Source organism: Mesorhizobium sp. M0938, assembly GCF_040319125.1.
Classification (GTDB): domain Bacteria; phylum Pseudomonadota; class Alphaproteobacteria; order Rhizobiales; family Rhizobiaceae; genus Mesorhizobium; species Mesorhizobium robiniae.
Genome location: NZ_JAMYNS010000001.1, coordinates 83,155 through 97,550 on the forward strand (window position 1 = coordinate 83,155; position 14,396 = coordinate 97,550).

Sequence of the window (14,396 nt, forward strand, 5' to 3'; positions counted from 1 at the left end):
ATCAGGCGCTCACGAAAAGCGTCGTGTGACCTGCATCGGCAGGCCGCCCTGCGGTTGCGTCGTCAGTTTCTGCACCGGCCACGGTTTAGTCTCAGCGGTGGTATCGAAGCGGAAACGCGACAGCATGATGGCCAGCGCGATGATCGCCTCCTGCATGGCAAAGCTGGCGCCGATGCAGACGCGAGGTCCGGCGCCGAACGGCAAATACTGGAAGCGGTCGATCTTCTCGCGATTTCCCGGATGGAAGCGTTCGGGCATGAAGGCGTCGGGCCTGTCCCACAGCTTGCGATGGCGGTGGACGACCCAGGGCATGACCAGCACCGCGGCGCGCCTCGGTATAGTGAGGCCGTTCCAGGTTTCGGGCTCGATCGGCTCGCGGTTGATCGACGGCGCCGGCGGATAAAGCCTGAGCGCTTCGTCGAAGGCGGCGCGGGTGAACGGCATGGCGTCGAGCCACTTCGTCGGGTCTGGTTCGCGCGCCAGCACGGCGTCGATCTCGCGTTCGATCTTTTCGCGCTCCCAAGGCGCTTCGGCCAGGCAATAGAGCGTCCAGCCGAGCGCACGCGCCGTGGTCTCATGGCCGGCGCCGATGAAGGTGATGATGTTGTCTTCGACCTCGGCGCGCGTCAGCCCGTCCGGTCCCTCCGCCTTGAGCAAAAGCGTGAGGAAATCCTGCGGTACCCTGTCCGGATCGCGCTTGACCCGCTCTTCGCGCATCTTGACGGTGTCGGTGACGATCTTGCGGAAATAGGCCATGGTCTTACGGCCGCGGATGCGGGTCAGGCGCGGCAGCCATTCGGGTGCCCGCAAGAGGTCGAGTGGATCGACGCGCCCCATCGTCTCGAACAGCCGGTCGATCTCCTTGGCGAAGCTGCCCGGTTCGCCTGATATCTCGCCGGAAAACAGCGTCTCGGCCAGGATGTCAAAGGTAAGCAGCGTCATGTCGTGAGCGATGTCCGACGTGCCACCGCTCTCGTAGCGCGTGACGAACTCCCTCGTGCGCCTCAGCATCGGCTCGGCAAAACCGAAGATATGGCGCGGCGTGAACACCGGCGCCATCGCCTTGCGTGAACGCCTCCATACCTCGCCTTCAGCCGTCAGCAGGCCATCGCGCAGGATCGGCCGCAGGATCATCTGGCGCACCGTCGCCATCTTGTAGTTCTTCGCGTTGTCGACCAGCACGTGGCGGATCAGGCCGGGGTCATTGGCGATGACCAACGGCCCACCGATGCCGGTCACCGATATCCACGGTTGGTTGTAGGTCGGCTCGCCCCACAGTTCGAGCGGATTGCGATAGACGATGCGGATCATCTCCAGCGTCGAAGGCGGCGACGTGCGCGGCTTCGGCGCCGGCGGGACGAAGGGGGCGGGCTGACTGTCCATGGCGTGCTCCGCTGATGACCACAATGTAGGGGGCCGCAGGGCGGGCGTCCATGTGACCGAACGGCAAAGGCGAAGCACTCCGCTCTCCGGAATGTGCCTGGTGCATCTAGGCGGTTGTTTGGGCATCGGATTTTCCGAAAACCGGTCGCCCATCCCGGGTCAGTCCCGGAGCAGGCTTGGGGTCCGATGCCTTTAACCGGCCAAGCGTGCTCTTCCTCCTTTTGGAAATGCTTGCAAACCTTGGAAAAACCGCCTTTTGCGCCTATATCTAGGGCATCAAGGACGCGCGATTCGGAGCAGATTTTTAGCGCTGGATATGCGGCATCAATCAGACAGGTTTTCATGAGCGATCAGATCGACAACGCCAGCGGCGCTGAGGCCGAGTACGGCGCCGATTCCATCAAGGTTTTGAAGGGGTTGGATGCCGTCCGCAAGCGGCCGGGCATGTATATCGGCGATACCGACGACGGCTCGGGCTTGCACCACATGGTCTACGAGGTGGTCGACAACGCCATCGACGAGGCGCTGGCCGGCCATGCCGACCTCGTCACGGTAACGCTCAACCCCGACGGTTCGGTAACGGTCATCGACAATGGCCGCGGGATTCCGACCGACATCCACACTGGCGAGGGCATTTCGGCGGCCGAAGTGATCATGACGCAGCTGCATGCCGGCGGCAAATTCGACCAGAACTCCTACAAGGTGTCCGGCGGCCTGCACGGCGTCGGAGTCTCGGTGGTCAACGCGCTGTCGGCGTGGCTGAAGCTGAAGATCCGTCGCAACGGCCAGATCTACGAGATGAGCTTCACGCATGGCAATGCCGACGCGCCACTGAAGGTCACCGGCACTTACGAACAGCGCAAGGTTGCCGGCACTTATGAAGGGCGCAGCGGCAGCGAGATCACTTTCTTTCCGTCGGCCGAGACGTTCACCATGGTCGAGTTCGACTTCGGCACGTTGGAGCACCGGCTGCGCGAACTCGCCTTCCTGAATTCCGGCGTGCGCATCATTCTGACCGATGCCCGCCATGCCGACGTGGTGCGCCATGAGCTGCACTATGATGGCGGACTGGAGGAGTTCGTCAAATATCTCGATCGCGTCAAGAAACCGCTGATCGACAAGCCGATTGCCATCAAGGCCGAGCGTGACGGCATCACCGTCGAAGTCGCCATGTGGTGGAACGACAGCTACCACGAGAACGTGCTGGCCTTCACCAACAACATCCCGCAGCGCGACGGCGGCACGCACCTTGCCGGTTTCCGCGGCGCGCTGACCCGCCAGATAACCGGCTATGGTGAATCCTCGGGTCTTACCAAAAAGGAGAAAGTGGCGCTGATCGGCGACGATTGCCGAGAAGGGCTGACGGCTGTGTTGTCGGTCAAGGTTCCCGACCCGAAATTCTCCTCGCAGACCAAAGACAAGCTGGTCTCGTCTGAAGTCCGCCCGGTGGTGGAAGGGCTCGTCAACGAGGCGCTCGGAACCTGGCTCGAAGAGCATCCGTCCGAGGGCAAGGTGGTCATCGACAAGGTCATCCAGGCAGCAGCGGCGCGCGAAGCCGCGCGCAAGGCGCGCGACATCACCCGCAAGAGTTCGCTCGGCGTCACCTCGCTGCCCGGCAAGCTTGCCGACTGCCAGGAACGCGACCCGGCAAAGTCCGAAATCTTCATCGTCGAGGGCGACAGCGCCGGCGGCTCGGCCAAGGGTGGCCGTTCGCGCCAGAACCAGGCAATTCTTCCGCTGCGCGGCAAGATCCTCAATGTCGAGCGGGCGCGCTTCGACCGCATGCTCGGCTCCGACATGATCGGTACGCTGATCACCGCGCTCGGCACCTCGATCGGCAAGGACGAGTTCAACGCCGACAAGCTGCGCTACCACAAGATCATCCTGATGACCGACGCCGATGTCGACGGCGCCCATATCCGCACCTTGCTGCTGACGTTCTTCTTCCGCCAGATGCCGGAACTGATCGAGCGCGGCCATCTCTACATCGCCCAGCCGCCGCTCTACAAAGTGACGCGCGGCAAGAGCTCCCAATACATCAAGGACGAAAGCGCCTTCGAGGAATTCCTGATCGGCTCGGGGCTGGAGGAGGCGTCGCTCGCGCTCAGCACGGGTGAGGTGCGGGCCGGACAGGACCTGCGCAGCGCCATCGACGATGCGCTGGCGGTGCGCCAGCTCATCAACGGGCTGCACACACGCTATAACAGAGGCGTGGTCGAGCAGGCGGCGATTGCCGGCGCGCTCAACCCGGAGGTTTTCGCCGATCTCGGGCGGGCCAACGACATGGCCGAGCGTGTCGCGCGGCGTCTCGACATCATCGCCGAGGACACCGAACGCGGCTGGATCGGCCGCATGTCGACCTCGAACGAGGGTATCGGCGGCTATGTGTTCGAGCGCACCGTGCGCAGCGTCAAGGAGTTCGCGCATCTCGACCTCGCGCTGATCAACTCTGCCGATGCCCGCCAGCTCGACCGCTATTCGCCGCGTCTTGCAGAAGTCTATGGCGAGCCGCCGGTGCTGCGCCGCAAGGATGTGTCCGAGACCATCTCGGGACCGCTGGCGCTGCTCAACGCCGTGTTTGCCACCGGCCGCAAGGGCCTGACCATGCAGCGTTACAAGGGCCTCGGCGAGATGAACGCCGAGCAGCTCTGGGAAACCACGCTCGACCCGAATGTGCGCTCGCTGCTGCAGGTCAAGGTCAACGATGCCACCGACGCCGACTCGCTGTTCTCACGGCTGATGGGCGACGAGGTCGAGCCCAGGCGCGAGTTCATCCAGGAAAACGCGCTGTCGGTGGCCAATCTGGATATCTGAGGCCCAATCCGGTGCTCAATTTCGGATGCTTGAGACATAGATCACTGAGGGCCGGCCGGAACGGAACGGCTTCCAAGGCATTGTAATCGATCAACGATCACAATAGCCGCAGGAGGCACTTATGGGACGTGGCATTTTGCTCTGGCTTCTCGGAGTCCCGATTCCGATCATTATTCTCATCATGCTTTTCGCACGGTAGGGGGCTGACATGCAGTCAACCCTAACGGCTGTCGACGTTTCCGCACCGACGGAATCCTCCTCCACCGCTGTCAGCTGGGGGCCGATCATTGCCGGCGCGTTCGCTGCCTCGACGCTGACATTGATCCTGATGCTGCTCGGCTCCGGGCTCGGGCTGACCATGGTTTCGCCGTGGTCCGGCCTGAGCACGTCGGTAACAACCTTCGCGGCCTCCACCGCGGCATGGCTGATCATCGTGCAGTGGCTGTCGTCGGCTCTCGGCGGCTATCTTGCCGGGCGGCTGCGCACCAAATGGGTCGGCGTGCACACCGATGAAGTCTTTTTCCGCGACACCGCCCACGGCTTCCTAGCTTGGGCGCTTGCGACCTTGCTCGTTGCCGCGGTGCTCGGTTCGGCGCTCTCAGCGGCTATCGGAGCTGGGGTCCAGGCCGCTTCGACTGTCGCGTCTGGCGCGGCGATGGGCGCTTCGGCAGGTGCTACTGCAAACGCGGGAGGCGGCTCGACCGACAACGCAACGTCGTACTTCGTCGATACGTTGTTCCGTCCGACCGATGCGGCCAGGATTGCCGCCACCAATCCGGAGAGCGATGCAGCGGCGACAGCACAGGCTTCACGCATATTGATCGCGGGCGCGGCAGCAGGCGAAGTGTCGGCCGACGACAAGACCTATCTGTCGCAGTTGGTGGCTGCTCGAACGGGGCTGTCGGAACCAGATGCCAGGGCCCGTGTCGATGCGGTTATTGCCAGGGCACAGGAAGCGAAGGCCCAGGCCCAGCAGGCCGCCGATACCGCCAGGAAGGCCGGTGCCAGTTTTGCGCTGGTTGGTGCGCTGTCGCTGGTCGTCGGCGCCTTCATCGCAAGCGCGGCGGCCGCCCTTGGCGGCAGGCAACGCGATGACGAGGAGGCGGTCTTCCTGACCAACCGTTGATGGGTGCTTGATGAGCTCTATAGATGCTGGGACTGTGCCCGGCATCTCGCCAAGATGAGCGGGATCCCTATTTTCCGGCAGCAACCGTCGACGCCGCCTGGCTTGGCTCCAGTTGGCGGCCGAGGTCGACTGCGTCGCGCAGCACGTCAATATGCGAGCGCGGCCTGCCGGTGGCTGCGGCGATCTCGACGCCGGTGGCCTTTAGCGACCAGTAGAGCCTGTGCGTGAAGATGCGGCCAAGCGAACTGCGCAGCTCGACCTGAATGTTCTCCACGCCAGGACCGAAATTTTCTGTCATCGGTCCCGAGATCGGGTCGCCCGTCAGCCAGCCATTGCCCCGGTCGAAGATGTTGGTCCAACGCGTCGCGGCAAACACCGCGCCATGATGCACCGCTCGCTGTGGCTTGCCCGAACGGCTGCGGCCTTCCTGGTAGAGGACGGTTCCACCGGCCGTCGTCTCGGCGATCGGCGGGCATGCCGAGAACAGCCGCTCCGCGATGCCGCGTCTGAATTCGGTGAGGTTGTAGGTCACCAGAATCTCACTGTGGGTCAGAGGACTGCCGAGCGTGACGAAATCGCTGATCTTCCAGGGCAATGGATGATCGGCGTCCCTGGCACGGAGCTGCCGGTAGAGCTCCCATTGGGCGCGTCGGAATCCGGAAAAATCATCCAAGCTGTCGGGCCAAGCAGAAATATCGGCGCTGAGCAGGGTCTTGTCGACGGCGAGGATCGCTTTCACTCTCGCCTTGTCGCGAACGGCTTCCAGCTTTCGGGGCCTGAAATCGGCCCACAATATCTGCAGCAGGTCATAGGCGATGATCGATCCCAAACTGTGCGAGACCAGCACGATCCGGTCGTAAGCATCGTCCATCATCAGACGCCTCAGCAGCGTCAGGCCTCGCTCGCGGACAAGCGCGCGCTTCTCGACCGTTGCCGCTTCAGCACGCACATAGGCGGCCACATCGCCGAAATAAGGCAGGCCGAACCGGTCCACCAACCAGAGGATGACCGAGGCCAGGATCGTGACGAGCGTGCCCGTAGTCCAGGAAATATACCCTTGCCAGGCCGACGTGACGAGCACGAGCGCTGCGGCCAGGATGACGATCACGGCCATAAGCGTGACGACATAGAGCCCGCGGGCGTCGCGCGGAATATCGGCAGGCTTGCGCCAGAGCAGGCTCGTCACCCAGGCTGCGAGCCGGCCCCGCGTCGTGCCTTGCGTGATGTCTGCCCAGTAAAGCTCGTAGAAATCGGTGCGGCGGCCATCGACATCGTAAGGAGTGGTGATCCGGCGAAGCTCATGCGAGTTGGTCCGGCTGTCGGGCGTAATCCAGCTCTGGTTGATCTTCTCGCCGGCGGGGTCGGCGGGATCCGCGACATGGGCATAAAACGGCGCGCGGGCGGGGTCATGGCTCCAAACGGCCTGAACAAATTCCCTCAACGTGCCCATGGGCCGCTGTTCGCCCATGCCATGCACGATGACCACAGCCTGGCTGAGCTTGCGCGCCGCTTTACCCGGGGCCGGCGTATTGGCTGTGGCCGGCGACGCAGCAGGATGAGGGTCGGACACCGGTACCTCCGTAGGTGCAAATCCCGTCCAGAATTTACCCATGGTAACTCTGAATCCGGCATGAGAGCAAAGGAGGCCGGTGACCTGATGCTCAGGGCCAAGAAAAAACCTGGCGCGGAGCCAGGTTTCTTGAAGTGATTAATGGTGCGCCGGGTCGCGAACCCGGATCAGTGATCCATGGCCTTGACGATTTCTTCGGTCATCTTCTTGGCGTCGCCGAGCAGCATCATGGTGCCGTCCTTGTAGAACAGCGTGTTGTCGATGCCGGCATAGCCGGAGCCGAGTGAGCGCTTGACGAACAGGCAGGTGCGCGCCTTGTCGACGTCGAGGATCGGCATGCCGTAGATCGGCGACGACTTGTCGTCGCGGGCGGAAGGGTTGGTGACGTCGTTGGCGCCGATGACATAGGCGACGTCGGCCTGCGCGAATTCGGAGTTGATGTCCTCCAGCTCGAACACTTCGTCGTAGGGCACGTTGGCTTCGGCGAGCAAAACGTTCATGTGGCCGGGCATACGGCCGGCCACCGGATGGATGGCGTATTTCACGTCGACGCCGTTGGCCTTGAGCTTGTCGGCCATCTCGCGCAGCGCATGCTGCGCCTGGGCGACAGCCATGCCGTAGCCCGGCACGATAATGACCTTCTGCGCGTTCATCATCAGATAGGCGGCGTCGTCGGCCGAACCCTGCTTGACCGTGCGCTCGATGCCGTCGTCGGCAGCCGCGGAGGTCTCGCCGCCAAAGCCGCCGAGTATGACCGAGATGAAGCTTCGGTTCATGCCCTTGCACATGATGTAGGACAGGATCGCACCGGACGAGCCGACCAGCGCGCCGGTGATGATCAGCGCCAGATTGCCGAGCGTGAAACCGAGTGCTGCCGCCGCCCAGCCCGAATAGGAATTCAGCATCGAGACGACCACCGGCATGTCGGCGCCGCCGATGGGGATGATGAGCAGGACGCCAAGAACAAGCGATCCCGCCACGATCAACCAGAACACCAGCTTGGACTCGCTGGTGACGAGCAGGACGATGAGCACGACCAGCGCGATACCGAGTGCTGCGTTCACGACATGACGCATCGGCAGCATGATCGGCTTGCCCGACATGCGGCCGTCGAGCTTCAGGAAGGCGATGACCGAGCCGGTGAAGGTGATGGCGCCGATGGCGACGCCGAGGCTCATCTCGATCAGCGCCTGGGCGTGGATGTCGGCGACCGTGCCGATGCCAAAACTCTCCGGTGCATAGATGGCGGCAGCCGCCACCATTACCGCGGCAAGGCCGACGAGCGAGTGGAAGGCGGCGACCAGCTGCGGCATCGAGGTCATGGCGATTCGCCGTGCGGTGACCGCGCCGACCGAGCCGCCGATGGCGAGACCGAGCACGATGAGGCTGAAGCCTCCCGCCGAAGGGGTCGCCAGCGCCAGCGTGGTGACAATGGCAATGGCCATGCCGATCATGCCGTACATGTTGCCCTGGCGGCTGGTGGTCGGGTGCGACAGGCCGCGCAATGCCAGGATGAACAGGATGCCGGAGACCAGGTAGAGGAAGGAGGCGAAGTTGGCGTTCATCTCGCTCTACTTGTCCTTCTTCTTGTACATGGCCAGCATGCGCTGGGTGACGAGAAAGCCGCCGAAGATGTTGACCGAGACCAGCATCAGCGCGACGAAACCGAAGCCGGTGGCGATGCCGGACGCCGAGATGCCGACGGCAAGCAGTGCGCCGACGACGATCACCGAGGAAATGGCATTGGTGACGGCCATCAGCGGCGTGTGCAGAGCCGGCGTGACGGACCAGACGACGTAATAGCCGACGAAGATCGCCAGCACGAAAATGGCGAAACGGAAGACGAAGGGATCGATCGCCCCGCCGGACAGCGCGTGCGCAGCGTCGGCTGCCGCATCGGTGCCGCCTGGAGCGGTGGCCAGATCCTGCACCGCGAGCCGTACGGCAGCGGTCGCCTGGTCGAGCTGGTCGAGAGCTTTCTGCAAGGTCTGATCCATCACGCGGTCCCTTTCGACTTCGATGCGGGCGACTTGGGCTCGGCCGGTTTTTTAGGCGAGGCCTTCTTTGCAGCAGCCGGTTTCGCGGAAGCGTCGGCGACCATCGTTTTGGCCGGGATCGCCGGCGGTTCGACACGCGGCGCTTGCTCAACCCTGACGAAAGCCGGATGCACGACCTGGCCGCCATCGGTCAGCATCGTCGCCTTGACCAGATCGTCGTCGCGGTTGATGGAAAGCTGCTTCGTGGTCTTGTCGACAAGCGTCTCGATGAACGCGAAGAGGTTCCTGGCATAGAGCAGCGAGGCGGATGCCGCGACGCGACCCGGTACGTTGAGGTGGCCGACGATTTTTACCCCGTTGGCCGTGGTCACCACCTGCCCGGGCACGGCGCCTTCGACATTGCCGCCGCGCTCGACCGCGAGGTCGACGATCACCGAGCCGGGCTTCATCGAGGCGACCATGGCCGCCGAGACCAGCTTCGGCGCCGGGCGGCCGGGGATCAGCGCCGTGGTGATGACGATGTCCTGCTTGGCGATGTGCTCGGCGGTCAGCGCCGCCTGCTTGGCCTGATACTCCTTCGACATTTCCTTGGCATAGCCGCCAGCGGTCTCGGCCGCCTTGAACTCCTCGTCCTCGACCGCCAGGAACTTTGCGCCCAGCGAGGCGACCTGTTCCTTGGCGGCGGGACGCACATCGGTGGCTGTGACGACGGCGCCGAGCCGTCTTGCCGTGGCGATTGCCTGCAGGCCGGCGACGCCGACGCCCATGATGAAGGCTTTCGCCGCCGGTACCGTGCCGGCCGCCGTCATCATCATCGGCAGCGCCCGGTCATATTCGGCAGCTGCGTCGATTACCGCCTGGTAGCCGGCAAGGTTGGCCTGGCTGGACAGGACGTCCATGGACTGGGCGCGGGTTATGCGCGGCATGAATTCCATCGAGAAGGCGGTGACACCGGCTTTGGCAAGTGCTGCGACCGCGACGTCATTGCCGTAGGGATCCATGATGGCGATGACGGCAGTGCCCGCACGATAGGCCTTCAGTTCCACTTCGCTGGGCCGGCGCACCTTCAGCACCACGTCGGCCTTGGCGACATCGCCGGCCTTACCGATCACAGCGCCGGCCTTGGCGAATTCCTCGTCGGGAATGCGCGATGCCGTGCCGGCGCCGCTTTCGACGATCACGTCGAGCCCCAGCGCCGCCAGCCGCTTCACCGTGTCGGGCGAGGCCGCTACGCGCGGCTCGTTCGCATCGAGCTCACGAGGGATGAAAACCGTCTGTCCCACCGCATGATCCTTTCGGCTGGAACCTGTCTGCGCAGGACGCCGGCCGGATCTCCGGCGATGTCACGGGCAAGGGGTTTTGAAGAGCTTACCTGAGAATGAAAGCGCCGACGGCGAGGATCAGAACGAACAGGATGAACGCCGAGAAGAAGCCGCCCGCAAAGAAGCCGAAAGCCATTGCCAGAAGCACGGCGGCGCAAAAGAGCGAACCGTATTTGGCGAGCATGACAAAGCCGGCATAGGTGCGGTCATGCTCGGCATAGTCCATCTTCGCGCCCAGTTCGACAGGACCGGTCGGCGCATGATCAGCCATAGGAATACCCCTTCGAAGACATCTTTCAGGCACATAGCGAAAAGCCAGGCTGAGGGCAATGGCGCTATTGCCGCATCGTCGAAGACAACAGCGTCAAAGAAAAGTTGAAGCTGCCAGCCACAGGACGACGCGCCAGGGGCGACCAGTGGCTGCCACCTCGCGTTTGCTTGCCGGCTAACGCTCGCCCGCGCCAGCCGGCATTTTCAGCCGGCGAGTTGCGGAAACAGCCCAAGCAGGCCGACGACGATCAGATAGAGCGCAACGATATAGTTGAGGAGCCGCGGCATCACCAGGATCAGCACGCCGGCAATCAGCGAGATCAGCGGTGTGAGTGCGAGCGTGGAAATGGTCATGTCGGTTCCTTTCGATAATTGCCGCCAACCCTATGCGGGTCGACGTCGTTCATGCGCCACCGGCGCGCTTGGCAGAACGCCGAAGCGGCCGGAAAGCTCCAGCCGGTTCTAAAGATGCTACATATCGCGTCTTTGTTTTGATGCCTATCGCCGGCCGAAAGTCGCTGCGCACTTCTGGCCGGCATGCATCAGGCGGCTTCGCGAAAGTACTTGGCAGTGGGCAGGATGGTCAGCGGCGCGAGTTCGCCGGCGCTAAGCGCTTCGAACAGCATGCGCTGCTCCATCGGTGTCGACCGGAAGAACGGAAACCGTGAGAAAGACCGTTCGCGGATGGCGCTGACGTTGGCGCGGTAGAGCACGACCTTGTAATTCAGGCCCGGATAATCGCGTAACTCGCCGATCTGCTCGGAACAGTAAATGCGACGGTAGAAGCCTGCATGTTCCGGGCGGATGGTGGAGAGGCAATAAGGCGCGTCGAAGTAAAAACATGCCATGCCAGCGAGGCGTAGCGTCAGATATGGAATCTGCGGATAGACCCGCGACCAGTCCGGATCGGCGGCAAAGCGGCTGGGGTCAACAAAATGTGCACCAGACGCCAGCATGGGGTGCAATATGTCACCATAGACCGTCGTGGAAGGCGACTGCGGCGTGGCGCCGCTGGCATGGTGAATGCGTAGCGTGCTGACTAGAACGCCGTCGATATACATTCCGAATTTCGAGCAATTGGCCGCTTCGTCGAGCTCATCATGCACAATATGGTCGAGATTTTCCGGGACCATATCGCTCAGACGATAGGACTTGTAGCGCAACCTGTAGATGTCTTCGAGGTCTTCGCCCTTGTCACATCGGCGGTATTCGGTGCGCTCGAGCATCGCCGAGACATTCCTGGCAAAGCCAGACATGGCGTCAGACGCATCACTCCGGTTCGCGCTCGCCGCCTGGCGAGGCGAAATCAACTCAACAACCATGAACTCGAACCCCGCAAACTACCCCCGCAACCGACACTAAGGCAGGGTCGTACGATGTAAAGATGAAAACAAGATAGGGATCATTTACCAGTCATTAAGGTTAATAATTGAGATAATTGTACTAAAGTACGACATTTTCTAGCGGCAGAAATCAGCGACGCGTCGACTTCCGGGCCGTCTTGATGTCCTTGGCGAAGGGCCAGACCGTGCTCGACATGGTCTCGATGCCGGACGCGCTGAGCGCTGAACCGAATAGAAAACCCTGGACGAGATCCGGCTTGACCTCCAGCGCCAGAATCTTGAGCTGCTCGAAGGTTTCGACGCCTTCGACGGTGACCGAGAGCCCCAGCGGCCGTGACAGATTGACGATGCCTTTGAGCAGTTCGAGCGAACGGCTGTTCTGGGTGACATCCATCAGGAACGAACGGTCGATCTTGATCTTGTCGAGCGGCAGTTTGTGGAGATAGCTCAGGCTCGAATAGCCGGTGCCGAAATCGTCGAGCGCGATGCGCACGCCAAGTCGCCTCAATTCCTCGATATATTGACGCGTCAGCGACTTGTCGTCGAGCAGCGCCGTCTCGGTGACCTCGATCTCCAGGCGACCGGGGGCGAGACCGGAACTGGCGAGCGCATCGCTAACCTTCTGGACGACGTCGCGGTTACGGAAGTCCTTGGCTGAGAGATTGACCGAGACACTGGTCTGTGCGGGCCATTTGGCGCATTCGGTGCACGCCGCAAGCAGGACAAAAGTGCTGATCTCGGAAATAATGCCCATTTCTTCCGCCAGTGGAATGAAGACACTGGGCGAAATCGGCCCGAGATCGGGGTGGTCCCAACGGCACAGCGCCTCGCAACTGTCTATGCGCATCGTGCTCATCGCCACGATCGGCTGATAGACCACCCGCAACCCCTTGCTCTCCACCGCGGTGCGCAGATCCGCCTTCATCAGCTGGCGATTGCGGAAAGCGGCATCCATCGATGCCTCGAACAGCCGCCAAGTGTTCTTGCCGAGTTCCTTGGCCTTGTAGAGCGCGAGATCCGCCTTGACGATCATGGCGTCGACGTCGGTATCCTTGACCCGCGACAGCACCGCGCCACCGCTGGCCTGGATGCGCAGTCCATGGCCGGCGACGTCGACCTCGCCCTGCAGGCCGACGAAAATCTCGTCGAGTTGGCTGACCAGGTGGTTTTCGCCCTCGATGCGGTCGAAGAAGATCATGAACTCGTCGCCGCCAAAACGGCTGACGGTGATGCCTGGTCCAGCGACCGCCGCCAGCCGCTCGGCGACGGCGTAGATCAATCCGTCGCCAACCGGATGGCCAAGCGTGTCGTTGACGCTCTTGAAGTCGTCGAGGTCGAGCACGGCGAGCCCACACAGACGCTCGAGATCGCCTGAGGTCATCGCCTCTCCGATCAGCTCGTGGAAGTACGCGCGGTTGGGCAGACCGGTGAGGTTGTCGTAACGCGCCATGAAGCGGATCTTGTCTTCCGCCTCGACGCGGGCCGTCACATCCTCGAAGGTGATGACGCCCAGCTCCTGACTGCCTTCGCGCGCCGAGAACTCATAATGCTGTCCGTTGGCAAGCGAGACGAGAACCTTGCGGTCGCGGCCTTCGCGCAGGGCGCGTGTCAGCTGGGCTTCGATGTAGCGGCAGTCCTTCGGCGCCAGCATGCCTCCGGCAACGCCGCGCATCAGCAGACCATGGATCGACCGCCCGAGCAGCACGTCGGGCGATTTGAGCGACATCAGATGCGCGGCTTCGGCATTGGCCACCGCCACCCGGCCGTCGGGACCGAGCATGACAAGCCCATGCGACATGGTGTTCAGCGCCCGATTGAAGCGCTGGGCGATGCGGTTCGCCTTCTTTTCCTCTGACAGAGCGGCGAAAAGCACCTCCCTGACCACATCGGCAAAGCGCTTGATCGCGAACAGGAAGGGAGCCGACATCAGACCGAGTATGACATGATAGACATCGCCGCGCAGGATGAAGCCCAGCGAGATCGACCACGTCATGGTCATGATGAAGATCATGACCATCCTCGGCGAGCCGTAATTGCGGCCGGCTATCGCCGTGGCGGACGCCAGCGTAACGCAGACGGCGGCTATTTCAGCATAGTTGTCATGCGCCAGGTAGATGCCGGCGAAACAGAAGGCACCCAACATGAAACCGTGCATGGAGCCGTAGAGAATGTAATCATTCTCGCGGCGGCGCGCCTCCTCCCAATTCTTCGGTGGTGGGGCGCGGCGGTATTTCCTCATATTGCGCAGGCGCAGGAAGGCGACGATCAGCAATCCGGCGGCCACTGCGAGGTAAGTCGGATCCCTGGTTTTCCAGTAGACCAGCACCACCAGCAGGGTTTGGGCAGAGAATCCAATGGCCAGCGTCAGCACGTCGCGAAACAGAGTTTCCACGAACGGGATATAGACGTCGACCGGGATCTCGTTTTTTCTCTTCAGATTCACGCCTGAATCCCAACCCTGGGGAGCCAAGCTGTGTCACATTCGCCTTAAGAAAGGTTTAGAGCGGCCGTTTCGAGCCCTGTCACGATTCCAGTTCAGCCGCGTAACGCAAGAGATCATTCTTCACGGTA

The 14,396-nt window shown here is 62.4% G+C and carries 11 protein-coding genes; 2 read left to right on the plus strand and 9 right to left on the minus strand.

Features of this window, described 5'->3' with window-relative positions:
• Positions 1-9: 9 nt before the first annotated feature.
• Positions 10-1,383, minus strand: a complete 1,374-nt coding sequence (locus NKH73_RS00380; protein ID WP_352926482.1) for a cytochrome P450 — start codon at positions 1,381-1,383, stop codon at positions 10-12.
• A 342-nt stretch (positions 1,384-1,725) separates the two neighbouring features.
• On the opposite strand from NKH73_RS00380, the gene gyrB reads away from it, so the two are divergent.
• Together gyrB and NKH73_RS00390 are read left to right on the plus strand one after the other, a co-directional pair.
• Positions 1,726-4,197 (plus strand): DNA topoisomerase (ATP-hydrolyzing) subunit B, encoded by a 2,472-nt coding sequence (gyrB, locus tag NKH73_RS00385; protein ID WP_352926485.1) that lies wholly within the window; start codon positions 1,726-1,728, stop codon positions 4,195-4,197.
• A 208-nt stretch (positions 4,198-4,405) separates the two neighbouring features.
• Positions 4,406-5,323 carry a hypothetical protein gene (locus NKH73_RS00390; RefSeq protein WP_352926488.1) on the plus strand — a complete coding sequence of 306 codons (918 nt, stop codon included), beginning with the start codon at positions 4,406-4,408 and terminating at the stop codon, positions 5,321-5,323.
• Positions 5,324-5,390: 67 nt separating this feature from the next.
• Here NKH73_RS00390 and NKH73_RS00395 read toward each other — a convergent pair whose 3' ends face one another.
• The 8 genes from NKH73_RS00395 to NKH73_RS00430 form a co-directional block, all read right to left on the minus strand.
• Entirely contained in the window at positions 5,391-6,893 is a 1,503-nt protein-coding gene (locus NKH73_RS00395) for a hypothetical protein (protein ID WP_352926491.1), read from the minus strand.
• A 167-nt stretch (positions 6,894-7,060) separates the two neighbouring features.
• Complete coding sequence (locus NKH73_RS00400) at positions 7,061-8,458, minus strand: NAD(P)(+) transhydrogenase (Re/Si-specific) subunit beta (RefSeq protein ID WP_352926494.1); 1,398 nt, start codon at positions 8,456-8,458, stop codon at positions 7,061-7,063.
• A 6-nt stretch (positions 8,459-8,464) separates the two neighbouring features.
• Positions 8,465-8,890 carry a proton-translocating transhydrogenase family protein gene (locus tag NKH73_RS00405; RefSeq protein WP_077375054.1) on the minus strand — a complete coding sequence of 142 codons (426 nt, stop codon included), beginning with the start codon at positions 8,888-8,890 and terminating at the stop codon, positions 8,465-8,467.
• Positions 8,890-10,173, minus strand: a complete 1,284-nt coding sequence (locus NKH73_RS00410; protein WP_352926497.1) for a Re/Si-specific NAD(P)(+) transhydrogenase subunit alpha — start codon at positions 10,171-10,173, stop codon at positions 8,890-8,892. The genes NKH73_RS00405 and NKH73_RS00410 overlap by 1 nt, the downstream gene beginning before the upstream one ends.
• An 85-nt stretch (positions 10,174-10,258) precedes the next feature.
• Positions 10,259-10,483 (minus strand): aa3-type cytochrome c oxidase subunit IV, encoded by a 225-nt coding sequence (locus tag NKH73_RS00415; RefSeq protein ID WP_352926501.1) that lies wholly within the window; start codon positions 10,481-10,483, stop codon positions 10,259-10,261.
• A gap of 203 nt (positions 10,484-10,686) precedes the next feature.
• Positions 10,687-10,836: a DUF3096 domain-containing protein gene (locus tag NKH73_RS00420; protein ID WP_065006071.1), complete on the minus strand. Its 150-nt coding sequence runs from the start codon at positions 10,834-10,836 to the stop codon at positions 10,687-10,689.
• Between the two features lie 188 nt (positions 10,837-11,024).
• Positions 11,025-11,738, minus strand: coding sequence for an N-acyl amino acid synthase FeeM domain-containing protein (locus NKH73_RS00425; protein WP_352926506.1), 714 nt, complete (start codon positions 11,736-11,738; stop codon positions 11,025-11,027).
• A 217-nt stretch (positions 11,739-11,955) separates the two neighbouring features.
• Positions 11,956-14,268 carry a putative bifunctional diguanylate cyclase/phosphodiesterase gene (locus tag NKH73_RS00430; protein WP_352926509.1) on the minus strand — a complete coding sequence of 771 codons (2,313 nt, stop codon included), beginning with the start codon at positions 14,266-14,268 and terminating at the stop codon, positions 11,956-11,958.
• Positions 14,269-14,396 lie beyond the last annotated feature (128 nt).

Excerpts from the sequence above, each read along its gene's own strand:
- NKH73_RS00405 (WP_077375054.1), bottom strand. The coding sequence starts at position 8,890 with ATGGATCAGACCTTGCAGAAAGCTCTCGACCAGCTCGACCAGGCGACC.
- NKH73_RS00420 (WP_065006071.1), bottom strand. The coding sequence starts at position 10,836 with ATGACCATTTCCACGCTCGCACTCACACCGCTGATCTCGCTGATTGCC.
- NKH73_RS00415 (WP_352926501.1), bottom strand. The coding sequence starts at position 10,483 with ATGGCTGATCATGCGCCGACCGGTCCTGTCGAACTGGGCGCGAAGATG.
- gyrB (WP_352926485.1), top strand. The coding sequence starts at position 1,726 with ATGAGCGATCAGATCGACAACGCCAGCGGCGCTGAGGCCGAGTACGGC.
- NKH73_RS00400 (WP_352926494.1), bottom strand. The coding sequence starts at position 8,458 with ATGAACGCCAACTTCGCCTCCTTCCTCTACCTGGTCTCCGGCATCCTG.
- NKH73_RS00380 (WP_352926482.1), bottom strand. The coding sequence starts at position 1,383 with ATGGACAGTCAGCCCGCCCCCTTCGTCCCGCCGGCGCCGAAGCCGCGC.
- NKH73_RS00390 (WP_352926488.1), top strand. The coding sequence starts at position 4,406 with ATGCAGTCAACCCTAACGGCTGTCGACGTTTCCGCACCGACGGAATCC.
- NKH73_RS00425 (WP_352926506.1), bottom strand. The coding sequence starts at position 11,738 with ATGTCTGGCTTTGCCAGGAATGTCTCGGCGATGCTCGAGCGCACCGAA.